Below are 25,712 nucleotides of genomic sequence, written 5' to 3' on the forward strand. Positions count from 1 at the left end.
TCACAAAAGTACGAATTATCCGATATAACCAAAAGCAGGAAAATCCAAGCCTTTTAAAAGTGGTTTTTCGGCTACATGGAAAAGAAAAACCGCCTCAGAACTTACGTTAAGAAGCGGCTTTCCTACAATTAAACTTACACACTAATCTCTCCCTCTATGTTTTCTGTAATGTTTATCCATTTTCTTATGGTATTTATTACGTTCTTTTTCCATTTTACGGTAATGCTTTTCGCGGTCTTTATAATATTTATTATTTCCACGGCCATCCCTAAGGTTTACCTGGGAATAATTCCTGGAGTATCTATGATAACGATCGTAGTACGAACGGTGGTTCCGCCAAGGATTGGAATCATTGATCACCACTTTGTAAGTGCGGTACAGATCTACATGTCCATAACGTCCCGGCAAAGATCTTTGTCTTGCCCAGCGTCTACCGTCGTAATAATGGTAATACCTGTTCGACACATCGTAATAGACATCAATTTCGGGGATATAATAATACCTGGCATAATCGTATCCAACCGGACCCCAATTAGGTTGTACGCCAATATTGAAGCTTACATTGATTTGGGCATTTGCTGGATTAGCAAAAACGAAAGCTCCAAGAAATAATGCTGCGTAAAATAATTTTTTCATAATATCCTCCTTATCATTAAAGACCTCTTGATCTATCTTCTATTAAAGACCTTTTGGTCTGCCTTATTTTGATTCTATGACTTTGAAATGACCGCCAAGGATTAATCGGTAAAATGTTAAATTTTGTAAAATTTTGATGGAAGCCTGCTTTAGGGAATAGAAAAATGACCTTCTAAATTGTGGCTTCATTTTCTTATCTTTGTCGCAATTTTAACATAAATTACTTATGGCATTACAATGTGGTATCGTAGGCCTACCGAATGTGGGCAAGTCAACCTTATTTAACTGTTTATCCAATGCGAAAGCGCAGGCAGCTAACTTTCCGTTCTGTACGATTGAACCGAACGTGGGTGTGATCACTGTTCCGGATGAGCGTTTGAACAAATTAGCAGAATTGGTAAATCCTCAACGTATTGTTCCGAACAACATTGAGATTGTTGATATCGCTGGTTTGGTTAAGGGGGCTTCCAAAGGTGAAGGTCTAGGAAACCAATTCCTGGGAAATATCCGTACGACCAATGCGATCATCCATGTTTTACGTTGTTTTGATGATGGAAATGTGATCCATGTGGATGGTTCGGTAGATCCAATCCGTGATAAGGAGATCATTGATACCGAATTGCAACTGAAAGATTTGGATACAGTGGTTAAACGCATCCAAAAGGTAGAGAAGATGGCGAAGACAGGTGGAGATAAGGATGCTAAACGCACTTTTGAGATCCTTTCTGTTGTGAAGGAACATTTGGAAGCTGGAAAATCAGCCCGTACTGCTCCTATTTCGGTTGAGGACTTTGAGTTTATTGAGGATCTTACCTTGTTGACCATCAAGCCGGTGCTTTATGTATGTAATGTGGATGAAGCTTCTGTGAATACAGGAAATGCGTATGTGGAGCGTGTTAAAGAGGCTGTGAAGGATGAAAATGCGGAGGTATTGATCATTTCAGCACAGATTGAATCGGAGATTGCGCAGTTAGAAGATTATGAAGAGCGTAAGATGTTCTTGGAAGATCTTGGTTTGGAAGAATCTGGTGTTTATAAATTGATCCGTGCGGCTTATTCGTTGTTGGACTTGGCGACTTATTTTACGGCAGGTGTGCAGGAAGTACGTGCTTGGACGATTGAAAGAGGATTTACTGCACCGCAGGCAGCTGGTGTGATTCATACGGATTTTGAAAAAGGGTTTATACGTGCGGAGGTGATCAAGTACGCAGATTTCGTGAATTATGGATCGGAAGCAGCGGTTAAAGAAGCCGGAAAACTGGCTGTTGAAGGAAAGACGTATGTCGTTGAGGATGGTGATATTATGCACTTCAGATTCAATGTTTAAGTCGTTTTAACGATTAATTGATAAAGTTTTAAATCGTCATTGCGAGGAACACACCCTCATTGCGAGGATTTTACCGTCATTGCGAGGAACGAAGCAATCTTTACACCTATCGAAAGATTGCTTCGTTCCTCGCAATGACGTTTTTTTTTCCCAAGTAAACCACGTTTTTTTTTCGTACATTAGTTTATAGCATTAAAGATTATAGATAATAGACACTAGATTATAGATAATAGACACTAGATTATAGACCCTACAGTCTAACTACTAAATACTAATTACTAAATACTAAAAAAAAATGGCATCATTAAAATTCTCCCGCATATTATTAGCTATCGATGAGACACCATGTTCTCAACGGGCTATCGACTATACCAAACAGATCGTCACCAATATCCAACCATCCTTGGCATTGGTTACCGTAGTTCCGCCTACCTCCCCGACTGCTTATGGTGTAGATCCACTTTTAGGTCAGCAACCCATCATTGTTCCTGAAGTTTCAGAGATCCAACAACAGGCATCCCAAGACTACCTGAATAGAGTGGCAGATGAATTCCTGGACGCAAAAGAAACATTTACATTTAACCGTGTGGGAGATATCAGGGATGAAATCCTTAGTGTGGCAAAAGAATGGACTGCCGATCTCATTATCGTAGGCAACAATGGCCGAACAGGATTTGATCATTTCCTTTCCGGATCGGTATCTGAGGCCTTGATTCGTAAAGCAACAGTCCCAGTTTTGGTTATTCCATTGAACTGTGATTAATAGTTTGGTCAATCCCTTAAATTGTGATTAACCAAAAAAAGGAATGCAATCAGCATTATAAAGAATTTAATCAAGAAGACTTTTTCAAGCGGGCAACGAACATGGAGTCCGCTTTTTTATTATACCCTGCAATGGTCCGCATTTCTTCCACCTCCAACCCAAACTCGGCAGCCACCTGATTCACCACTTCCTCATTCTCCTGTGCATACACCGAACAGGTAATATAAATCAGCGGTTTACCCACTTTCAGATAAGGGATCACATTACTCGCAATATTCTTCTGCAAATCAGCATAAGCATCAATATCCGACTTTTCAATTTTGGAAAGCATTTCAGGCGTTCTTCCCCAGGTTCCAGAACCAGAGCATGGCGCATCCAAAAGAATCCCATCAAAGGCTTCTCCGGACATCAGGTTTTCTACCGGCGTACTCAGATCCAAGATCTTTTTACGGAAATAGGTCTTCACCCCCGCCCTTTCAAAGCGCTCATCCAGATTCCGAAGAATACTCAAACGGATATCCGAAACCATTAATTTGATATCAGGTTCTTTATCCAATAGCAAAAGGGATTTGCCCCCAGATGCTGCACAACAATCCCACCAGGAGCTTTTAGGCATAATTTCTACCCCATCTAAAGTCTGTTGGGAAGATAGATCCTGAACCTCATAGGCCCCATCAATTTTCCTGAACTGCTGTAGATTGGTCCCATTGGCCAATGCCAAGGTCTGAGGTGCAATAATCTGGTATTGCACTCCCTGACGATCCAGTTCCTTTTTAACCACATCTTCTTTGCCCTTTTGTAGACGGATGTAAAGATCAGGTTGAACAAAATGGGAAGTTATAAATTCTTCTTTATTGATCGCCGGAGAAAGATCTTCCAAAAACGGAAATACATCTCCTAGGAAATCCCCATAGATACTGCTGATAAATGCAATCTTACTAGGAAGATCATCCGAAATCCTGGAAATCCAATCCGGTTGAAACAACGCAACAGCAGCACTTTCGCTTTCACATAAAAACTCGGCAACCACCAATCGCTCCTGCAGACTTAATGTCGACAAGGCCTTTCCTAAACGGAAAAAATGATAGCAATACCTGGAATTCATCCGCCTATCGGATGAACCCATCTGTTTATTACTTTTATAGAATTGTGTCAGATATCGGGAGAACGGTTCATTAAACGAGTAAGACGCCATGCATCTCTCAAAATTACGAACCTGTCCCTGAACTCGTTTCGGATTAAACTCCAGCATGAAATGATTATTGAAAAGAACCGTTCCTATAGGTCCTAAAATTCACCGATTGGTTTACATAACCCCATTGCGGATTATAGCTGAATTGATAATTGGAAAAGATCCCATTGTATTTTTCATCCACAATCTTTTCGGCATAATCCTGACCATATTTATTCAACATCGTCGTGAAAAAGCGTCCCGCATCATAGCCTTTATAGGCATAATCCGAAGGATCAACTTTAAACTGCGTTTTATAGTTTCTTTGGAAATTCTGTACTTCGGAACTCCATACTTTCAAATGGCTCTCGGAAGTAATGGTTGGATCCATGCGGTAAAAATTATCGTAAGGACTAAAATCTATCCTTTCCCAAAGTGGATGTCCGAATAATTTGATGCTGTTTCCACTGCTTACCAAATTATCCAAGGTACTTACAAAAGAGCGCAATTGGGTTCTTTCAGTCGTTCCACAGACCACAAAAGCATAGCCAACATCAGGCATCGCCGATCCCAATTGGGAAGTGGAAGCAATATGCTTGATGATAACATTTGGATTGATCCTTTTTAGTTCAGCATCAAAGCCATCGATAAACTGACGGTGATCATTATCACGGGCATCAAAAACGATTACCACATCGCCTGCGCGATATTTCGCATTGATCTCATTCGCTACGGCACGCATGTGGATGCGGATTGGTGGCGTAATGGAAACCAGGTTGCTGATATTGAATTCCGTTGGCATAGAAGCTGCCAAAGGACTAACCTGAAGTACTTTTTTGTTGGTATTCGCTCGTGCAAAAGAACGGATCTCCTTTGGATATACAGGGCCAACGATCAAACTCGCTTCCGTTACATCCTTCGTTGCCGCCAAAGTCACATTGCGAATCTCCGAATCCTGGGAGTCCATCACATTTATCTTAATGTTCCCATTTTTCTTGGATGCTTCATTTACGCCCAATTGAAAACCTTGATAAAAGTCCAAGGCCAAAGCCGAACGTTTCACATCGGCTTCCACCACATTGTGCCCTGCTACCTTATCCAATTGGAAAGGAAGTAATAGGGCAATGTTAGGGCTTAATTCTGCTTTTTTGGCTTCTTCATTCTTTTTTTCTTCCGCTTTGGTGGTAGGTTTCGTGGTTTCTGAACCTACATTACCTCCGTGGACGGTAGGATTACGAAGTACACCTGTTGTTTTTGGCGTACATGAACTCACAGCAAGTATTGCCCCAAGGCATACTGCTGTGAATGCACGATTAGAAATATTTTTTAGTTTATTCCCACTCAATGGTAGCTGGTGGTTTTGAACTGATGTCATACACGACTCTGTTGATTCCTTTGACATGATTGATGATTTCATTTGAAATTTTAGCTAGCAAATCGTACGGTAAATGAATCCAATCAGCTGTCATGCCATCCAAAGAGCCTACAGCTCGAAGGGCAACAACATGTTCGTAAGTACGTTCATCGCCCATTACGCCCACTGATTGTACAGGCAAGAAAATAGTTCCTGCTTGCCAAACTTTATCGTACCATCCTGATTCTTTTAAATTGCGAATGTAGATGTCATCTGCCTCTTGCAAAATTCGTACCTTTTCTTCTGTAATATCTCCTAAAACTCGAATTGCAAGTCCAGGTCCTGGGAAAGGATGTCTTCCAAGGATGGCCGGATCAACTTCTAATGTTTTACCAACTCGACGTACCTCATCTTTGAAAAGTGTTTTTAAAGGCTCAATAACCTTTAATTTCATGTAATCAGGTAATCCACCCACATTGTGGTGAGACTTGATGGTTGCTGAAGGACCTTTGACCGAAATGGATTCGATAATATCTGGGTAAATGGTACCCTGACCCAACCATTTTGCCTCTGCTCCTTCTGGAAGTTCTTTTTGTATCTCTTTGGCCGCCTCATCGAATACATCGATAAAGGAAGCACCAATAATTTTACGTTTTTGTTCAGGTTCTGATACACCTGCTAGTCTAGAAAAGAATAATTCTTTCGCATTAACACCCTTGATGTTCAATCCCATGTTCTTGTAGGAAGCCAAAACCTGCTCGTATTCATCTTTACGAAGCAAACCATGGTCTACAAAGAAACAGTGTAATTTACTGCCGATTGCATGGTGCAACAACACCGCTGCTACGGTTGAATCTACTCCTCCAGAAAGGGCCATGATCACATGGTCATCTCCTAACTGCGCTTTCAATTCCTGCACGGTCGTTTCAACGAAAGCATCTGGCGTCCAATCCTGATGACATCCACAGATATCGATCACAAAGTTTTTCAATAAAACCTGGCCATCGGTAGAGTGGGTTACTTCCGGATGGAATTGGATACCGTAGGTATTCGTTCCTTGTACATGATAAGCTGCAACACGCACTTTATCGGTACTGGAAATAATAGTGAAATTACTAGGAACTTCTTTGATGGTATCACCATGGCTCATCCATACTTGGGATTGCGTAGGGATACCTTTTAATAATGCATTCTCTTGGTCTACGAACTGTAGGTTAGCACGTCCATACTCACGTATTTCTGATGGTAAAACATCTCCTCCAGATTTCTGGGCAATATATTGCGCTCCATAACAAACCCCCAATAAAGGGTATTTCGCTTGGATGGCTTGGAAATCGATTTGAGGCGCATCCTCCTGGCGAACAGAATAAGGACTACCTGAAAAGATCACTCCTTTTACCGTATCATCAAATGCTGGAAGGTTGTTGAAGGGATGAATTTCACAATAAACGTTAAGCTCTCTAACGCGACGTGCAATTAACTGCGTATACTGAGATCCAAAATCGAGAATGATTATTTTTTCTGACATGGCGCAAAGTTACAAATCACGGACGATTTTTAAGGAGATAAATTAATGAAAATTAAACATTATTAATGAAAATTTATCTTTCCTCCGGCAATTTTACGCTGTTTGGTTTGTGCAGGTTTGCCATACACTTCAATGCTCCCTCCCATCCTGGTTTCCACATCTGCCGATTCTGAGGCATTCACTTCGATTTTACCACCTGCATTCAACCTGGCAAAGGCACTTTTAACCTGTAAATCCTTCGCGAAAATGGAAGCTCCGGCTGTGGATGTTGCGGATAAGGATTGGCTGGAACCTAATAAGTCGATGCTTGCTCCGGTTCCTGCAATAGCTTCAACAGCGTTACTGGCTACTTTAGCCCGGATCTTAGCCCCTTCGAGCGAAGTAAAGAACAGGCTATCACCCTGTAATTCTTCCTGTTCCACATATAATTCGGAGCCTTTACGTGCGGTTAAACGGTTCAAGCTTGGCGAATAGACCATCACCTGGGCTTGATTTCCTTTCATCAAGAAACCGGCTTTCATTTTTAAACGAAGGCTGTTTCCAGCGATAATGATTTCTACTTTATCTGCCAATTCCCCTTTGATCTCCACCTGACTGCTATCACTTGGGATCACGGTTACCGATAATCGATCGGTAATATCGAGGGAAGTAACTTCAGGGATGACCTGTTTAATCTGTGCAAGGGCAAATTGAGCGCATAAGCTAAGGGCTACTACGAATAGGAATTTAATGTTCATTGTGCTAATATACTTGTTTATCTACCTAATAACGCTAATTCTTCGGTAGTATACATATTTGCACCCTTTAAATATTTGTAAATTTTTTCTTTCGTAAACTTATCATCCAATTTATGGAGGTTGTTTTTGAGGTAATCCTTATCTCCTTTGATGGCATCGTGATAGCCTAAGTACTTGGGTATGTGGTATTGTATGCTGAGTCGGATGAAGCGAAGCTCTACATTGTTGGGATTGGACTTTAACTCTTTTTCCAAGCGGTCTCTGCCATCCTTAAAGAACCCCATTTTCTTGAACGGATTGGAGGTATGTTTGGCCATGAACATATGAAAGGCTGCTGCATATCCGCGTTCGACCGGTGTGTCGGCTTGGTCATCCAAAAGATCCAAATATCGTTTACATAATTTCTCATCCTTCACCCCTTTATTGAAATCGTTCCGAACAGCATTCAAGTCCAATTTTTGCGCCTTAATATCATCGGTTATCAATAGCACAAACGCGATCAACAGTACTCTAATCATAATTATTCCTTTGGTTTATAAATCTTAAAATACAAAAAATGTTTTGATTTTCCGTTAATGGAACAATTTTTTAAGCAAATATGTTTTATATTTAGGGAGACAATTATTCAACCACTAAATCCACAAGTACTATGGAATCAAATGAAAATGAATTCAATCCGCAACAGCCAAATGAACATAGACCGGAGCAATCCGCTTATGGACAACCTGATCAGCATGTAACAAACCCCTCTTTCAAATCTAAGCTGGAATTAACGATTTTTTCCATCGAACATCTCCGCGAAATTGCCAAATGGAGTAAATTCTTGGCCATTATTGGATTTGTCGGCATTGGATTAAATGTTTTGGGTTTAGGATTTTTCTTCTTATTAGCTCCAAACATGTCTCCGTTTGCTGCCGAAGGCTTAAATATATTCGCTGGATTTGCAGGTTTTATTGGATTTGTATTTATTATGGCGCTTTATTTCCTGCCAATTTTATGGCTTTATAGATTTGGGGATAATTTAAAGAAAGCGATTGATATGAATAATTCCGCGGAATTGGAATCAGCTTTTGGATTTCTGAAAAAGCATTATAAGTATGTAGGAATCTTGATCATATGCTTTTTGGTATTGTATGGCTTGATAATCGTGTTTAGCATGTTGGGTGGATTATTTGCTGCTATGGGAACTTTGTAGAATTTATCGTCCCCAGCGTCATTGCGAGGAGGCATCACAGCGTCATCATTGGAAGATTGTTGCGTCATTGCGAGGAGGCACGACGAAGCAATCTTTCCCCATGTCAGACCTTCTACCTGTCAGGCTTTGCCTTCCCCATGTCATCCTGAGCGAAGTCGAAGGATCTGTACGGTTACTAGCGAACAGATCCTTCGACTACGCTCAGGATGACGCCGATCAGGATACCAAAAACAACCTACTTCCCTCCATTAAAATTATCCCCTTTCGAATACTTAAACATAAAATCATAAATCTTCTCCCCATGGAATAACCTTTCCACACTTCCATGCGTCCCACCAGGAATTATCGTCAAAGTTGCATCCGCATTCTTATTACACTTCTTGATTGCATTATAGATTTTCTTACTCTCCGAAGCCGGCACGGCCGTATCCGCACTTCCATGCTGAATCCAAACCGGTACTTGCGTCAAATTACACGCATAGGAAACCGTTCCACCCCCACAGATAGCCACCGCCGCAGCAAAACGGTCAGGATACTTTCCAGCCACATCCAACGTACCATAACCACCCATACTCATCCCACACACATAAACACGATGCCTATCAGCAGGATAATCCTCCAAAACCTCATCCAACACTTTAACCACTTTATCCGGATTCCATCCGTTGGAAGTCTGCGGAGCAACCACAATCGCATCCAAATCCTTACCCCGCTCGATTGCCCTCAGAACACCATACCGCTTAACCCGATTCAAATCATGCCCCGAAAGACTACGCCCATGCAAAAAAACAATAACAGGTAATTTCTCTTTTGCCTTGATATCTTTTGGAACTCTTACCCAATACGAATAACCGGACTTAGCTTTCACAGCCTTCAATTGAGCCTGTGCAGAAAATGCTGTAAACGATAAAATAACAGCTAAAACAATAACGATTCTTTTCATGTTTTTCAATAGGAAAACCTAGGGTTTTCAGGTGATTTATCTATAAAAATAGGGTCGCAAGATAGCAACTCCAATTTTTACCGACAAACCAAACGATACAACACGCTGTTTTCCAATGTAATATAATTTCTCATGACATTATTATTACATTTCTTTAAAATACTTAGTATATTGCATTACCTATCAAAAAAATTGCACATGAAAAGAACAATGATTACCCTGCTAGCTGTCTTCGCCATCGTCGTTGGATTAACAGCTTTTAATCAGGCAAAACAAGAAGAAAGACCTAAAAACTTAAAAGTATTACCTAAAAATATCTCTCACGAGGAGCTGGACAAAGTCATGAAATCATTCAACATGGCATTGGGCGTAAAATGTAACCACTGCCATGCCCCAAAAGCAAATGGCGAACGCGGATTGGATTTCGCTTTGGATACCAATCCAAACAAAGATGTAGCGCGGTACATGATCAAAATGACCAATCAGATCAACAAAAAGCATTTCAAGCATGAGCATGAGGGTAAAGTAATGAACATTACCTGTAACACTTGCCATAATGGTAAAACAGAACCTCATACCATCTTAAAAGATTAGTATAAACGTCCCAAAAAGACTCAGGTAACACCCTAAATAGAAGTCCATATTCCTCAGGAATAGGATTTTAGATGTGGTCGGTTGTTCGGAACTAGGTATATAGTTCAGACCATCTGACCACATTTTCTTTTGCACGAGCGGATAAGTTTTGACATTTCTTAACGCCTAAGCTGTTGAAAAAACTGTACTTTTAACCATCACCTTAACAAAAAATTGATTCATGCGCATATTACATACTGGAGATTGGCATCTTGGCAAAAAGCTCGACTTCTTTTCCCGAATGGAGGAACAACGGGAGGTCATGGAAGAGATTTGCGAGATCGCTGAACGTGAAGAAGTGGACTTAGTACTTGTGGCAGGCGATCTGTTCGATAACTTCAATCCTACCGTCGAAGCCACGGAATTATTATATAAAACCTTAAAAAGACTGACAAACGAGGGCAAAAGACCGGTCATTGCCATTGCAGGCAATCACGATTCGCCCGATCGTATAGATTCCCCGGATCCGTTGGCTAGAGCCTGTGGCATCTTCTTTTTTGGATATCCCCATATGGAAGTAAGGCCATTAACCGTGGAAAATGCCTTTGATATCATCAAAGTGGATAAAGGGTTTATGGAAATCAAACTCCCAAAATACTATTATCCGGCCAGAATTTTAGCCACCCCATTTGCCAATGAAATCCGTTTAAAACAATTTCTGGGATTTGAGGACAAGGCCGCACAATTGCAGGAAGCCCTTAAAGAGAGTTGGAGCTCCCTTGCACAGCAATATTGCGACGGCTATGGCGTTAATATCCTGACAACGCATCTGTACATGTTAAAAAGAGGTGGGGAAATATTGGAAGAACCTGAAGGCGAAAAACCGATCAAATTAGGCTATGCGGATCTGGTCTATTCAGACAGCATCCCCCAGCAGATCCAATACACCGCTTTGGGACATTTGCACCGCTATCATCAGATTGGTCCGGAAGATAGACCAGTGGTCTATCCAAGTAGCCCATTGTGCTACTCCTTTTCTGAAAGCGGACAGGAAAAACAGGTGGTCATTGTAGATCTGGAACCTAATAAAAACGCATTGACACGAACAATTCCATTGACAAAAGGGCGATCCTTATTCCGAAAAAGATTCACCTCCATTGATGAGGCAGTCGTTTGGTTGCATGAAAACCCGAATAGCCTGGTCGAATTGACCATTGAGAGTGATACCTTCCTGACGGCACAGGATATGAAACGCCTGCATGAAGCCCATGATGGCATCATCCATATTATTCCAGTGGTCAAGCAGGCCAATCAACTTGCCAGCACTTGTGAACATGTTAACCTGGAGCAAGATATGAAGGATTTGTTCATCGATTACTTCAAGTCAAAATACGGCCAGGAACCTAACGAAGAATTAATGTTATTATTTGATGAGGTATCTACGAATACCCTAGAAAAGGAAGATTAACCTAGAAAAGGAAGATTAATTTATGCTGCCATTATCACTGAGCATTGAAGGGCTTTACTCCTATCAGGAGAAGCAAACCATAGATTTTACCCAATTAACGGATGCCGGATTATTCGGCATCTTTGGCGCTGTTGGCTCCGGAAAATCATCCATTTTGGAGGCCATCAGTTTTGCCTTATACGGCGATACGGAACGGTTGAACAAAACCGACAAACGCGCCTACAACATGATGAACCTCAAATCCAATCAAACACAGATTGTATTTGAATTCCTCAATTACGAGAACCGAAAGTTCCGCTTTGTTGCCCAATGGAAACGGAGGAAGAACTTCGAGGACACCACGCCTATCGAACGTACCGCCTACGAATGGAAAGAGGAAGCCTGGATTCCCATGGAATCGGCGGATGGTGCTTTGATCACTAACCTCTCCTACCCCAACTTTCGTCGTACAATCATTATCCCACAAGGACAGTTCAAGGAATTTTTGGAGCTTAAAGGAAAGGAACGTTCCGAAATGATGAAGGAAATCTTCTTCCTGAACAAGTTTGACCTGGGACCAAAAGTATCCCATCTTCAAGCTGCGAACAATCGCAAACTGGAAAACCTCAGAGGAGCGCTCTCCGGATTTGAAAGCATCTCCGCAGAAGCCTTGGAGCAGAAAAAACTGGAAGTGAAAGAAGCGAAGGAAACGTTGGTGCAGACCCGCGAAACCTATCAGGAACTTTTGGATAAGGTGCAGCAGATCCAGGAATTCAAGGATAAGCAGATCGAATTGCAGCAAAAACAAGCGCAATTCGCCGAGCTCCAGCAGAGCAAGGATAAAATACAACAGCAGGAAAAAGAGCTGAACAAATACGAGCAAACGGCAAATGCCTTCCGTGAGCCTCTGAACAACCTGCAGGCATTGAATACCGAGCGGGAGACCCTGATCCATAAGATCGAGAATCTTCGTGCTACAAAAGATCGTCAATCCCATGAGATCGATGTGATCGATCGGGAAATCCATGCGATCCAATCCGATTACCTGAACCTTAACAATTTCAGGACACAGGTCGAAGATTACAAACTGATCCTACAGATTAAAGAGAATGAACGTAAGATCGAGGAATCGGAAGTACGTTTGGCGAAAGGCACTCCTTTTGTGGAAAGGACCAAGCAAGCTGAGTTGGAACTGGCAGCAAAAAGCCAGCACTTCGAAGAAGAGCTGGAAAAGCTGAAAGCCCAAAAAATAGACAGCAGCCAATTGATTGCCATGGAAAAATGGTATCAGCAACGGGAAAATTTCCAACAGCAGATCCAACAGGTCAAACAACAATCGGAACAGTGCAAAAACGACATCGCAAGCGAGCTGAAAGCCTTCAGTCAGGAAGGCTACCATTTGGACAATTATGAGGATATGATTTCCAAAGAGCTGCAATTGCTGGAAAACCAGCTCCTACAGCAACGGGAACAGGAAACACAGCTTCAGGTGCAGGCAAAACTGAGTACATTTGCCAATGAACTGCAATCTGGGCAAGCTTGTCCGCTCTGTGGCGCCTTGGACCACCCTCAACCCATGGTGGCGGAACATATCCAGGAAGAGCTTCAGAAAAGTAAAGATCTTCGGAAAAACCTGGAAGTAAGCCGTACTGATTTCCAAACCTTAAGACAAAGACTTAGCTTAAATGCACATTCGTTGGGCACGCGTAAAGTACAAGAAGAACGGTTGACGTTGGATCTTCAGCGATTGGATTCGTTAATGGAAAACCACATCCAGCAGTTTAACTGGGAAGGATATTCTACAGAAGATCCGAATGCGTTTGAGGCGCAGAAACAGAAATTAAAACAGAATGAGCAGCAGATCCTTGATCTGGAGGCCCAAATAAAACAGACGCAATCCGAACTTTCAAAAACTCGCGAGAATATCCAGAAATACGAAAAGGAATTGGAAGTCATTCGCAATGAAATTTCCGTTTTTCAGGGTGTCAACAAGCAGAACCAGAATAATCTGCAGAAATTCCAATTTTCGGAATTTGTCGCGCAGGGCTTGGATGAGGTAAAAAAGTCCAAATTGACCTTGGAGACTTCGGTTGTTCATATAGAAACCACCTATTTAAGCTTGAACCAAAAGGTCAACACCTTCCGCACAAAATTGGCAGAGGTGGTGGGTCAATACCAATCCGCTATCGACCAGTTGAGCGGTTTCAACCTTCAATTGAAAACCCGAAAAGAGCAGTTGACAAAATTATTGCAGGAGTTCAGGTTCAATGATATTATTGAGGTGCAACAGATTATCCAACGGCCATTGGATGTAGAAAATATCCGTCAACGGATTCAGCAATTTTATGTCCGTTTGGAGGTGTTGGAGACGCAGATCGCCGCTTTAAAAGATTTTCTGGTTCAAAAAACCTACTCAGAAGAGGAATTGGAGACCACCCATGCCCTATTCAATCTGAAAAAAGAGGAATTGGAACTTCAGCTTTCCTTAACGGGTGGATTGGAAAAGGAATTGAACCATCTATCGGTGGAGTTTGGCAAGAAAGAAAAATTATTGGAGGAGTTTGATGCCTTGAGCAATCGCGGAAGCAATCTAAAGACCATGGAAAACCTTTTCAAGGGTAATGGTTTTGTGAATTATGTTTCGGGAATTCATTTAAGGCAGATGTGTGAGATGGCGAATCATCGTTTCCATCGTTTGACCCGGAACCAGTTGAGTCTGACGATCAATGAAAGCAATGAGTTTGAAGTGATCGATTATTTGAACAATGGTTATAGGAGATCGGTAAAAACCCTTTCAGGAGGGCAAGGGTTCCAGGCATCCTTATGTTTGGCCTTAGCCTTGGCAGAAAACATTCAATCCTTGAACAAAGCGGATAGGAACTTCTTCTTTATCGATGAGGGTTTTGGAACGCAGGATGCTGATTCCATCAATACGGTTTTTGATACGCTGCAATATTTGCAGCAGGAAAACCGCGTGGTTGGGATTATTTCGCATGTGGAAGAACTGAAAGAAAGGATACCAAGTTCTGTTACGGTGACCAAGGACCTTGAGGATGGTTCCAAGATCAATACTATGAATTCATAATTCGAGATAAAACTCATGAATAAAACTCATGAATAAAAAATCGTTTATAAAAATAAAGAAAGGCCACGCATCGCTGCGGGGCCTTCTTCAATTAAACATATAACCACTAACTAATATTACTAACCTAATCAACCAATTAGAATTACTAACCTCTTTTTATTATTTTGAACTAATCTAACTAACTATTTGAACTATTCTGTTTTTTTGAACTGTTCTATTCGCTTAACTATTTGAACTATTCTCTTTAACCTCTTTTGTTTCTTTTTCTATAGGCATTTTACGGTCCATGCGTTTATGGCGCATTTCACGGGTTCTGAATTCTTTCCCACCACGTTCAAATCTTCCTCTTTTACCATCTGCCAATTTATCTTTAAAAATCGCCAACTGTTCTGGTGTCAAAAGCTTTTGGAAGGCATCTTGCTCCGCTTTCATTTCTTTACGGTGGATTTCTCGCGCTGCGATCATCTCATTGCGTTTTGCTTCCATTTTTTTAGCTTTCTCCAATTGGAAAACATAAACTTCCTTTTTCTGAGCTTCGGTAAACTTCAACTCTTTATCCATATGTTCAGTCTTCAGTTTCGCAATCTCTTCTGGAGATTTTGGTTTCATTTCCTTCCGGTCAATTTTCATACGGCGTTCTTTTTTAACATCCTGACGTACTTCTTCTTTCTTTTCCTGCGACAATGCGGAGAATGAAATCCCTGCGACCAATGCTGCTATAGTGAATATCTTTTTCATATGATTCTATTTTTATATCGTTTTCAAATTTGTTTTATACTCTTTTAGAGGGAGGAAAAATCAAAACGTTTAATTGGAAGTATGTTAATCAATGTTAACTTTTGTTAAGGTTTGGTTCGGGGATTAAGTGAGGTGTATGTGACATGTAAGTGAGTTGTAAGTGACTTTTAGCACTTACAACTCACTTACAATATACTTGGATTATGGATTCATTATGAATCAAAGGTTCGTTCAAGAGGGATGTCTTGGAACCTATAGATTTGCTTTTTTGATTGGTACTTAGTAAAGGTAAAAGAAAGGGTTTCACGTAGTCTAATAGTGCTTTATCTCCAAATCAATTAAGTTTATGGGAAAAGGAGAATTGAATAAATAGTATATTTTATAGAGAAATTGGAATTTTATCTGTTTATACTGAGGTTATTCCAGCTAGAATTGAGGCTATCCCAACTTTAACTGAAAAAATAGCTATAAAGGAAAAAAATAATAAGAACCCCTCCTATGAAATATAAGCGATTGTAAAACCTGCCTGGCTTATTAGATTTTTGCAAGATTACACCTGCAATGATACATATCGCAGCTAAGATTAAAAAGGCTAATTGTTCGGTTACCATGTTTACAAGATAGGGAAAAATGTATGTAATGCAAGGGGAATTTCCTTCAATTTTACTCATGTTTACCTATTAAAATCATTTATTATTTTAGAATCTGAGCTATAAAATTCAACTATACAAAAATAAATAGGCTTAAAATCAATAAGTTTAGGGCATAGGATAAAATTATTTTTGGAGAATAAAGTAGAAGCCCTATATTTGCATCATTCCAAACGGAATATGCCCAGGTGGCGGAATTGGTAGACGCGTTGGTCTCAAACACCAATGAAGCAATTCGTGCCGGTTCGATCCCGGCCCTGGGTACAGAAGAGAAACGAGGATTTTAGGATCCTCGTTTTTTTTTGTCAAAAAACGCGATTCTGCGCAATTTAAAAAATCGAATTCCATTACATATTCTCTTTTTGTTTTTTCTGGGAAAAAGTAAAAGGTAAATAAAATGAAATTTTCATGATTTTACCTCTTTTATAAATTACGGGAATATTTTTTAATAACCTTGAAACTCGGATCGCTTCTTGAATAAAGATCTCGTTGTTTCCGTAAATTGATAATATAGAATCCACATGTCCCAATTCATTGGCCTCAACAGAAAGTTGCAATGTAATCGTTTCTGTGATTGGAGGAAGTGCTTGCCAGTTAATAAGGGAGTCGATAGTTGAATTAAGTTTCCGAATTTGCCCATAAAAAGGTGTGTTTATAGATAAGGAATTATCAAAATAAGAAGCATTTTTTAATAATCCTTTTTCAAAGCTGTATTCAAATTCATGTTCAAAAAATTAGGAAAAGCCCATATGCATAGAATATAGAAATTTCCCTCTGTATGCAGTCACTGTATCCGAAAACCATTCTGCGTACACCCGCCCATCTTTAACCTTATCAGCAAATAAAGACTTTAGGTTTACTTTAGCCGTTCGATTATCATTGAAGATATTTGTTAGGTACATTTACAACACCGTAATAATTAGGTTAATGAATTCACAGTAAAGACTAGTTATTATTCGATAGGCAAAATTTCCAAGCTCAAGTGATTTTTGAGGAGGCTCTATTCATAGTTAACAGGATTTAAATGGCTTTTTAGGAATAATGTGTCTCAAATTCCATTTCATCTACTCTTTTAACGATCAGTTTTAAATTTCGGTGGAATATATCCAAGATACCTAGAGCCACATAGATAAAAACTAGAATAAGAATATTGGATAAAGCTAATGGCATATATTTGCTGAGCCATTCTCCGGAAATCAACAAAACCAATATGGTAAACATAGGGATCATCATACCAATATAAGATCTGTAAAGCTTATATTTATTGTAAATAGGCCTGTATTTAAGTAGATAAACCGGAACGAATATGATAATACTAGCAACCAATCCCATTTTAATCCCGTCCCAAAACGGACTTGCAGTAAACGGAATGAAATATGCGAAAAGAGTAAAATAGAGGATATAAACTGGTGATCGCCAGCTTTTCATGAATAGCCAAAAATCTCCTGGAAGACTCTTTACGAATTTATTCTGAAGACCAAGGTCAAAGGAATCTTCAATTTCAGAAAAACCCATTGCCCCAAAACTTTGATGGGCTTGTATCATGGCTCCTTTTAAATTCAAAGTTGGATTCTCTGTCATCAATTCTTCCACCTTGCAGGCAAAATGATCCAGAATTTCTAATTGAACATCCACAAAGGTATATCCTTTATGCTCAATAAAGGCCAAAAGCTCCTTTAGCTCCGTTTTATTCAATTTCTTTTCCATTATGATATACTTGGTTTTGCATTCAAGATCAGCTGAAGTTTCTCCACAAAAGTGAGTGCATCCTGCACTTTGGCCACTTGCTCCTCTTTTCCCTTTGCTGTTAAGGAGTAATATTTCCTTGCCCTACCATCTACTATCTCCGACTCCGTGGCCAACAAACCCTCAGCCTCTAATTTATGCAGAGCTGGGTATAATGCACCTTCGGTCAATACAAATTCACCTTCGGTTAATTGTTTGACCTGTTGGGTGATCTCATAGCCATACATCCGATCCGTACCTGACAGTAATTTCAGGATGATGGTCTGCAAAGTACCTTTCAATAATTTGGAATCCTTCATGTAGATTAGTATTTATAAATCTAATATACATAATTTTCTTAGGTATATAAAATTATAGGATAATTTTTCCGCGAAATCCCCTTGCAGCATAATATGACTCTGCTCCGTTGTGGTATATGAATACTCGGTTATAGCGTCTATCGCCAAAAATAGCGCCTCCCAAATCCCGAACTGCTGCTGGAGTTGCTAGCCAGGAGCTGGTTTTGAGGTCAAATTTCCCGAAGGACTGAAGGGTATGGTATTCTTCTTCGTTCAATAGGGCGATACCGATTTCTTTGGCAAAGCCAATTGCGCTGTGTTTGGGTTTGTGTTCTTTTCTGGAGTCTAAAGCATCTTGATCGTAGCAGAAACTTCTTCTACCCTTGGGGCTTTCCGCTGCGCAATCGACAAAAATAATGTCTTCGGAGGATTTGGATAACGAAACGACATCGGGTTCTCCTTCAGTTTCTTCCATTTCATTGATGATGTATAGTTTTTCAGGTTTTTCCTGAAGGGATTTTGAAACTATTTCCCAGGTGATATTTGGATGTCTAACCATGTTCTTTTCAAATCGTTTTTGAAGGATTTGGAGAAGTTCTGTGGATCTTTCTGGGGTTAGGGATTTTTTCATGGTGATGGTTTTTTTGATGATTGAGTTTAGGTAAAATTTAAAACTTGGGATTTAATGTAAAAATTGAGTTCGAATCTAAAACTTGAGGTCTAATTTAGTTAAGATTTTTGTTTTTATAAAGGTGTTAAATTATAAGCCTACGTCATTGCGAGGAGGCTTTATGTCGTGAGAGGAGCCATCCGGCATAGCGAGGACCTTTCCGTCATTGCGAGGAGCCTTCCGTCATTGCGAGGAGGCACGACGAAGCAATCTTCCCGCATGTCATGCTGAGCGTAGTCGAAGCATCTGTTCGTTGGTACCCGTATAGATCCTTCGGCGATGCTCAGGATGACAAAGTCGAAAGATTGCTTCGTTCCTCGCAATGACGGGGTGGCTCGCAATGACGTAAAAATAATAAACTTGAAAATCAATAACTTACAAACTTTTATCATCCCACAACCCTACTATAATCCAGTTTCAGGATATATATAGGTATGACCACCAAAGAAATATTGACCTTACTTGAAAAGTTTAAGTCTGGAAAACTCAATAACCAAGAGCTATCCAGATTAAAACAACTATTTGAATCATCATCCGCTCTCAAAGATCTCCTCCAATCCATGCAAATGGATTATGACCTATTGAAAGTACAAATCCAAGAATACCCAATCTACCCTAACCAAGAAAAAACTAAAAACCGCATATTACAATCCATATTAAACCAAAATTCCCACAGATCAACAAAACGGTTTCCTTTCCATTACTTGGGTTGGGCTTTGGTTGCATCCCTTGTAATTGCAGGAATATTCCTATATCCTAAAAAATCAACAAAGCAACAAGAAATCGTTTGGGAAACCATCAGTACCTTACATGGCGAACAAAAACACTTCAGGCTTTCCGACAGTACTGAAATAAAGCTTAATGGAAATTCCAGCATTACCTATGCAAAATCTACTACCGGTCAACTTCGAATCGTTAAGTTACAAGGAGAAGCATTCTTCGATGTGGCAAAAGATCCGCAGAGACCTTTCCTCATTTTATCCAAAGATTTTGTAACCCGAGTAGTTGGTACCTCCTTCAATATCGATTCTGATATTGAAAAATCTGTAGAAGTCAATTCGGGAAAAGTAAAAGTTTTTCAAATGGACGAAAAGAGTTATTCAACCCTGTTAAACCAAGATTTTACCAGTCTTGAAACACAAATAACCCAATCAACAGGCCATAAAGTTGAGCTGAACAAAGGCGAAAGAGCTGTGCTAACAAATAACAATTGGGAAGTCAAATCTTTTAATAATAACAATTGGTACAATAAGGAATTGGTGCATTTCGGAGAAAAACTGAGCACTATCCTTAAAAAGGCGTATAGGTATTATGGCGATTCCATCACCGTTTCACCGGAGATTGCCAATACAAAAACCACCATCACCTTCAAAAGAAAAAGTATTGAACAAGTATTACAAACACTTGCGGAAATGAATAATGCTAACCTCATTAAAAAATCTGATCAACTATGGGAAATTAAAAAGAAATAATAGCTAACACTTTAAAAAAAACAGGAGTGCCAGGCACCCCTGCAATTATTTTTCTGTAATCAACTTGCCTGAGAAACTAACTGATTAGCAGAGACAATCAACAAAGTTTTAACCTTTATTAATTTATGCAAAGATGCAAAAAATTCGACTCATTTTATATAACCCTAACCTACGACAGATTATGCGTAAATCATTTATGCTCTGGAGTTTTCTCCTTACCTGCTGTATCGTATTCGCCAGTACAGAATCTTACGGACAGAAGGAGTTGCTAAAAACAATAAAAGTAGATTTTAAGAATATCAGTCTGCAAACGGCATTGGAAGAATTGCAAACCAAATACAATATTCCTTTAGCCTATAATAACGATGCGAGTTACTTGAAATCCAAGGTGAACTATTCGGGGAAAAACACCGCTCGAGAGGTGCTTAATGCCATACTGGCAAAACATAACCTCACCATTGAAACCAAACATGATTTTGTTCGCATCGTGAGCAAACCAGCGCCACGAAAAACCGGCCCTACATCTCCTCAAAGTGAAATTACGGGTACCGTAAAAGATACAGATGGTAATCCCTTAGCAGGGGTAACTGTATACCAAAAAGGAAAACAATCCAATGGGACCACTACTGACTTGAACGGTAAGTTCATCCTGAATGTTCCAAACAATAGTGAACTTGTTTTTCAGATTGTAGGTTACAAGACTATTGAAACAAATATTGGAACGAATAAATCCATCGAGGTTACCATGGAAATCACGGAAGCAGGAATCGATGAGGTGGTGGTTGTCGGATTCGGTACGCAAAAGAAATTGTCTGTTGTGGGTTCGCAGTCAACTGTAGAAGCGAAAAAACTACAGGTCCCAGCAGCAAACCTCACCAATGCTATAGCTGGAAAGGTTTCTGGGGTTATTGCAGTACAACGTACAGGAGAGCCTGGTTTTGATGATGCGGGGATTTGGATCCGAGGAATTTCGACTTTCAGCCAAGGATTAAGTGCTCCATTGATTTTGGTGGACGGTACACCTAGAAGTATGTCCAACGTAGATCCAGAAGATATAGAAAGCTTTACGGTGCTAAAAGATGCAGCTGCAACTTCCGTATATGGTGTTCGTGGTGCCAACGGGGTTGTCATTATCAAAACCAAAGCTGGACAAGCAGGAAAACCAAAATTTAGCTTCAGGTATTATGAAGGGGTTACCCAATTCACCAAATTACCAGAATTCGCAGATGGTATAACTTATATGCGCATGTCAAATGAAGCATTGACGAACCGAGGAGCTGCTCCAATCTATAGTGAAGAAAGAATTGAAAAAACGGCGAGTGGAGAAGATCCATACCTCTATCCAAATGTGGATTGGATGGATGTCCTTTTCCGGGATTTTGGTCAGCAACGTAGAGGAAACCTGAACATCAGCGGGGGATCTGACTTGGCAACCTATTATGTTGGTACCAGCTATTACGACGAAAATGGTTTATATACTGAAGACCCTAGTGTGAATTATAACCAACAAGTAGGTTATAAGAGGTACAACCTAACCTCCAACCTGACAGTAAGACCATCCATCAATACAAAGATTGAATTGGGAATCCAAGGTTACTTGGCCAATGCCAATTATCCGGCAACGGGAAATGGCGATATCTTTGCCAATGCGTGGATGGTAACTCCTGTCCTGCACCCGGCCATGTATGAAAACGGGACGGTACCTGACCAAAGAGCTGGCTCCTTGGTCAATCCATATGCCCACTTAACCCAAACAGGATATGCCAATCAGTGGAGAAATCAATTGTTTTCTAACCTTCGGGCAACCCAACAATTACCATTTATCACCAAAGGACTTTCCGCTACGGCGATGTTCTCCTTCGATGTTTACAACTATACGAGTATGCGAAGAACAAAACGTCCAAGTTCTTATTTGGCTACCGGTAGGGATGAAAATGGTGAAATGCAATACGAGCAAACCTTTGAAGGCGATCGTTTCTTAAGCTTCGATAGATCTTCACAAGGAACTAGGACCATCTATTTAGAAGGAGCTTTCAATTACAATCGTACTTTTGGAAAACATACCACAACTGGAATGTTGTTGTTCAACAAGTCCGACGAGTTGAATTCGCAGGCAGGAACATTGATTTCTTCCCTACCCTTCCGATTTTTAGGTTTGTCGGGAAGAGGAACCTATTCCTATGCTGATAAATATTTTTTAGAGGCCAACTTTGGCTACAATGGTTCTGAAAACTTTGCTCCAGCGAATCGCTTTGGATTCTTCCCATCCGTTGGCTTGGCCTGGGTATTGAGCGAGGAAAATTTCTTTGCGGGTTTGAAGGAAACATTGCCCGTTGCTAAACTGAGATTTTCCCATGGTAAAGTAGGAAGCAGCAGAATCTTAAGTGAATCAGGCGAGACCCGTTTTGCCTATATCTCCACCATTGCCAATACTGGTGGATATAACTTCGGAAAAAATAGAGGAACCAATTTTGCTACGGGGTATAATATTGGTGAATATGGTGTTAATGTGACTTGGGAAACATCTATCAAGAGCAACTTAGGTATAGATTTACAGACCAAAAACAATGAATTTAGCCTACAATTTGATTTGTTCAAAGAGCGCAGAGAAGGTATTTTCCTTCGTCGTGGCAATGTTCCAACCTATGTAGGTTTACAGACGGCACCATTCGGTAACTTAGGAATCATTGATAATAAAGGTTTTGATGGATCCATCACGTATACCAAAAAGTTCAATGATTTCGGATTCCAAATCTTAGGAAATTTCACGTTGAACAGAAATAAAATCGTGGAAAATGACCAACCTGATCCATTATATCCTTGGCTAGATCAAAAGGGTCAAAAATTAGGTCAACGTATGGGTCTTGTAGCTCTGAGTCTATTCGAAACGGAAGAAGAAATTGCCAATGGTCCATTACATTCGGGACTTGTAAGACCAGGAGACATCAAATTTCAAGATGTTAATGGTGATGGAAAGATTGATGATTTTGATAAAGTGCCAATCGGATATGGAACAATTCCTGAATTTGTATATGGATTTGGATTTAGTGTAAATTATAAAAACCTATCCCTATCTACCCTATTCCAAGGTGTAGGTAATGTGGATGTACATATGAACGGTGAAGGTTTAATGCCATTCTCAGTATCCATGAGCCGTGGTAACCTGCTGAGCAATATTGAAGATCGTTGGACTATTGACAACCCTCGTCAGGATGCTTTCTACCCTCGTTTATCAGATGGTAGCCCGAACGGAAACTACCAAACATCCACCTGGTGGGTGAAAAATGGCCGCTATATCCGATTAAAAGACGTTCAGTTATCTTATATGTTACCTAAAAATTGGACAAATCCCATCGGTCTGAACAATGCGAATATATTTTTCGCAGGATACAACCTGGTTACTTGGACACCTTTCAAATTCTGGGATATGGAATTAGGGGATGGCCGTGGAACCCGCTATCCAAATGTCAAAACGTATAGTTTAGGTCTAAATGTTAACTTTTAATCCTTCCAATCATGAAATTTAATTTAAAAAATACCATAACACCTGTCCTTGCTGCAGCTCTTTTGATGCTTGGAAGCTCCTGTCAAAAAGAATTCCTGAACCAGGTACCTGATGACAGGTTATCGCTGGAGGAAGTATTTAATAGAAGAAAACTTTCCGAGGATTGGTTGGCAGGAACGTACAATTTTATACGCGATGAAGCACACCGAACCAACACTACTCCTTGGGATGTTATTTCGGATGACAACGACGTATCGCAACGAGGAACTCCTTTTCAAGTGAATCTTGGTAACTGGAATGCCTCCTCCAATTATTGGAACTTCTGGGACCATTATTATAAAGGCATTCGTACTGCTACAACCTTCATTAATAACATTGATGGAAACGAGGAAATTCTCCAAGAAAGAGAAGGTGCAGCTCTAATCAAAAAGAGAAAAGCAGAAGCTCGGTTTTTAAGAGCATTCTTCTACGCAGAAATCCTAAAACAATATGGGCCTTTCATTATCATTGGTGATGAGGAAATTGCACCGGATCTCCCTTTAACGGATCCTAATATGCAGATGCCACGTAGCTCCTATGATGAATGTGTAGATTATATTGTCACTGAGCTAAACTTAGCAGAAGCTGACCTAGATGTGGAACATTACGCCAATGGAGATAATGTCTTGGAGAATGACATGGGAAGAGCGAGTAAAATTCTTTGTAGAGCCGTGAAAAGCCGTGTATTACTTTATGCGGCAAGTCCATTGAATAACGGGAATCAGGATTATTTAACTCTTGCTAATAAGGATGGAAAATTATTGTTCAGTTCTAGTTATGATGTAAATAAGTGGGCAAAAGCGGCTGAAGCTGCAAAAGAGGTTATTAATTATGCTGAATCATCTGGAAAATTAGGCCTTTACCGAAAAAATAAATCAAATGGTGAACTGGATCCGTTTTTATCCTATCGTGACCTTTTTCTGGATTCTTGGAACATTGAATGGATTATAGGTAGGAATAACAATGGTTTATCAAGCTATCAAAGATCCTGTACCCCAAGATTAGCGAGTGGATATGCTTCCATGGGTCCAACCCAGCAATTGGTGGATGCTTACCGCATGGTAAATGGGGAGTCTCCAATAACCGGATACAATGCCGCAGGAGTTCCCAACATCAATTCCGCAAGTGGTTATTCCGAAACAGGATTTAGTAGCTTTCAGGCACCTGGTTCCACACGTGCAAAGAACACGTTCAATATGTACAAGAATCGCGAACCACGTTTTTATGCAACTATAACCTATTCCGGCAGTGATTGGATCAATACAACCTCCAGCTTGGGGGTTCGAGAAATCCAACTGTATTATACTGGAGAATCTGGAAAAGGGGGATCACACGATTATTCAGAGACTGGATATCTTTTCCGTAAGAACGTATCGCCAACCTATCATCCAACGCAGAATAACGTCGCGAGACCTCATGTGATGATGCGCTATGCAGAAATACTTTTGAACTATGTAGAAGCGCTAAATGAGTCTAGCCCTAACAATCCAGATATCCTAAAATATCTAAACCAAATCAGGGAACGCGGTGGAATCCCTGCATTATCTGCAGGTTTATCGCAATCGGAGATGAGAAACCAGATCCGATTGGAAAGACGTATCGAATTGACCATGGAACATCTGCGTTATTTTGATACCAGAAGATGGAAGGTTGCAGAACAGACTGATGCGGGACCAATGTATGGTATGAATGCAGAAGGAGGAACCTCCAATACCGATCTTGCCTTCTTTAAAAGGACAAGGTTTGAAAGCCGGGTTTTCCGCAAAAGCTTTTATTATTTTCCTATTCCACAAGCGGAAATTCAACGTAACCCAAATTTAGTTCAGAACCCAGGTTGGTAAATCTAACCCAAAAA

20 protein-coding genes and 1 tRNA gene are annotated in these 25,712 nt (G+C 40.3%); 10 read left to right on the plus strand and 11 right to left on the minus strand.

The annotated features are described in order from the left end of the window. Positions 1-141: 141 nt before the first annotated feature. Complete coding sequence (locus VJ786_RS02955) at positions 142-636, minus strand: hypothetical protein (protein WP_134776777.1); 495 nt, start codon at positions 634-636, stop codon at positions 142-144. A 226-nt stretch (positions 637-862) separates the two neighbouring features. Here VJ786_RS02955 and ychF point away from each other — a divergent pair, with 226 nt between their 5' ends. Both ychF and VJ786_RS02965 read left to right on the plus strand, forming a co-directional pair. Next, entirely contained in the window at positions 863-1,963 is a 1,101-nt protein-coding gene (ychF, locus tag VJ786_RS02960) for a redox-regulated ATPase YchF (protein ID WP_134776778.1), read from the plus strand. A gap of 295 nt (positions 1,964-2,258) precedes the next feature. Further along, the gene (locus VJ786_RS02965) at positions 2,259-2,726 is read left to right on the plus strand and encodes a universal stress protein (RefSeq protein WP_099367378.1); all 468 of its coding nucleotides are present in this window, start codon (positions 2,259-2,261) and stop codon (positions 2,724-2,726) included. Positions 2,727-2,796: 70 nt separating this feature from the next. Here the strand turns inward: VJ786_RS02965 and VJ786_RS02970 are convergent, their stop codons facing one another. The 5 genes from VJ786_RS02970 to VJ786_RS02990 all read right to left on the minus strand — a co-directional run bounded on the left by VJ786_RS02970 (position 2,797) and on the right by VJ786_RS02990 (position 8,034). Beyond that, positions 2,797-3,978 carry an RsmB/NOP family class I SAM-dependent RNA methyltransferase gene (locus VJ786_RS02970; protein ID WP_134776779.1) on the minus strand — a complete coding sequence of 394 codons (1,182 nt, stop codon included), beginning with the start codon at positions 3,976-3,978 and terminating at the stop codon, positions 2,797-2,799. A 7-nt stretch (positions 3,979-3,985) separates the two neighbouring features. Beyond that, complete coding sequence (locus VJ786_RS02975) at positions 3,986-5,272, minus strand: ABC transporter substrate-binding protein (protein ID WP_134776780.1); 1,287 nt, start codon at positions 5,270-5,272, stop codon at positions 3,986-3,988. Next, the gene (gene guaA / locus VJ786_RS02980) at positions 5,229-6,779 is read right to left on the minus strand and encodes a glutamine-hydrolyzing GMP synthase (RefSeq protein ID WP_099367142.1); all 1,551 of its coding nucleotides are present in this window, start codon (positions 6,777-6,779) and stop codon (positions 5,229-5,231) included. The genes VJ786_RS02975 and guaA overlap by 44 nt, the downstream gene beginning before the upstream one ends. 62 nt (positions 6,780-6,841) lie before the next feature. Next, positions 6,842-7,516, minus strand: coding sequence for a head GIN domain-containing protein (locus VJ786_RS02985; protein WP_134776781.1), 675 nt, complete (start codon positions 7,514-7,516; stop codon positions 6,842-6,844). 17 nt (positions 7,517-7,533) lie between these two features. Continuing rightward, complete coding sequence (locus tag VJ786_RS02990; protein ID WP_099367144.1) at positions 7,534-8,034, minus strand: hypothetical protein; 501 nt, start codon at positions 8,032-8,034, stop codon at positions 7,534-7,536. A gap of 131 nt (positions 8,035-8,165) precedes the next feature. Between VJ786_RS02990 and VJ786_RS02995 the strand changes: the two genes are divergently transcribed. Beyond that, on the plus strand, positions 8,166-8,711 hold the full coding sequence (locus VJ786_RS02995; RefSeq protein ID WP_099367145.1) for a hypothetical protein: 546 nt from the start codon (positions 8,166-8,168) through the stop codon (positions 8,709-8,711). 235 nt (positions 8,712-8,946) lie between these two features. Here the strand turns inward: VJ786_RS02995 and VJ786_RS03000 are convergent, their stop codons facing one another. Next, entirely contained in the window at positions 8,947-9,654 is a 708-nt protein-coding gene (locus tag VJ786_RS03000) for a carboxylesterase family protein (protein ID WP_134776782.1), read from the minus strand. A gap of 198 nt (positions 9,655-9,852) precedes the next feature. On the opposite strand from VJ786_RS03000, the gene VJ786_RS03005 reads away from it, so the two are divergent. The 3 genes from VJ786_RS03005 (at position 9,853) to VJ786_RS03015 (ending at position 14,759) form a co-directional block, all read left to right on the plus strand. Next, complete coding sequence (locus VJ786_RS03005; RefSeq protein WP_134776783.1) at positions 9,853-10,248, plus strand: c-type cytochrome; 396 nt, start codon at positions 9,853-9,855, stop codon at positions 10,246-10,248. Between the two features lie 220 nt (positions 10,249-10,468). Then, positions 10,469-11,695 carry a metallophosphoesterase family protein gene (locus tag VJ786_RS03010; RefSeq protein WP_134776784.1) on the plus strand — a complete coding sequence of 409 codons (1,227 nt, stop codon included), beginning with the start codon at positions 10,469-10,471 and terminating at the stop codon, positions 11,693-11,695. Between the two features lie 22 nt (positions 11,696-11,717). After that, entirely contained in the window at positions 11,718-14,759 is a 3,042-nt protein-coding gene (locus VJ786_RS03015) for an AAA family ATPase (protein WP_134776785.1), read from the plus strand. Between the two features lie 222 nt (positions 14,760-14,981). Here the strand turns inward: VJ786_RS03015 and VJ786_RS03020 are convergent, their stop codons facing one another. Beyond that, positions 14,982-15,497: a DUF4890 domain-containing protein gene (locus VJ786_RS03020; protein ID WP_134776786.1), complete on the minus strand. Its 516-nt coding sequence runs from the start codon at positions 15,495-15,497 to the stop codon at positions 14,982-14,984. 832 nt (positions 15,498-16,329) lie between these two features. On the opposite strand from VJ786_RS03020, the gene VJ786_RS03025 reads away from it, so the two are divergent. Then, a tRNA-Leu gene (locus tag VJ786_RS03025) sits at positions 16,330-16,411 on the plus strand. A gap of 768 nt (positions 16,412-17,179) precedes the next feature. Here VJ786_RS03025 and VJ786_RS03030 read toward each other — a convergent pair. Genes VJ786_RS03030 through VJ786_RS03040 form a run of 3 tightly spaced genes read right to left on the minus strand, consistent with a single transcriptional unit; the run spans position 17,180 to position 18,802 of the window. Then, positions 17,180-17,854: a hypothetical protein gene (locus tag VJ786_RS03030; protein WP_134776787.1), complete on the minus strand. Its 675-nt coding sequence runs from the start codon at positions 17,852-17,854 to the stop codon at positions 17,180-17,182. Further along, on the minus strand, positions 17,854-18,192 hold the full coding sequence (locus VJ786_RS03035) for a PadR family transcriptional regulator (RefSeq protein WP_099367159.1): 339 nt from the start codon (positions 18,190-18,192) through the stop codon (positions 17,854-17,856). The genes VJ786_RS03030 and VJ786_RS03035 overlap by 1 nt, the downstream gene beginning before the upstream one ends. Positions 18,193-18,244: 52 nt before the next feature. Beyond that, the gene (locus VJ786_RS03040) at positions 18,245-18,802 is read right to left on the minus strand and encodes a DUF4256 domain-containing protein (protein ID WP_209023109.1); all 558 of its coding nucleotides are present in this window, start codon (positions 18,800-18,802) and stop codon (positions 18,245-18,247) included. 473 nt (positions 18,803-19,275) lie between these two features. Here VJ786_RS03040 and VJ786_RS03045 point away from each other — a divergent pair, with 473 nt between their 5' ends. The 3 genes from VJ786_RS03045 to VJ786_RS03055 all read left to right on the plus strand — a co-directional run bounded on the left by VJ786_RS03045 (position 19,276) and on the right by VJ786_RS03055 (position 25,698). Continuing rightward, on the plus strand, positions 19,276-20,313 hold the full coding sequence (locus VJ786_RS03045) for a FecR family protein (RefSeq protein WP_134776789.1): 1,038 nt from the start codon (positions 19,276-19,278) through the stop codon (positions 20,311-20,313). A 181-nt stretch (positions 20,314-20,494) separates the two neighbouring features. Next, on the plus strand, positions 20,495-23,818 hold the full coding sequence (locus VJ786_RS03050) for a SusC/RagA family TonB-linked outer membrane protein (protein WP_336557238.1): 3,324 nt from the start codon (positions 20,495-20,497) through the stop codon (positions 23,816-23,818). Positions 23,819-23,829: 11 nt separating this feature from the next. Next, entirely contained in the window at positions 23,830-25,698 is a 1,869-nt protein-coding gene (locus VJ786_RS03055) for a RagB/SusD family nutrient uptake outer membrane protein (protein WP_209023111.1), read from the plus strand. The last annotated feature ends 14 nt before the right edge of the window (positions 25,699-25,712 follow it).

Source organism: Sphingobacterium tenebrionis (assembly GCF_037126265.1).
Lineage (GTDB): Bacteria > Bacteroidota > Bacteroidia > Sphingobacteriales > Sphingobacteriaceae > Sphingobacterium > Sphingobacterium tenebrionis.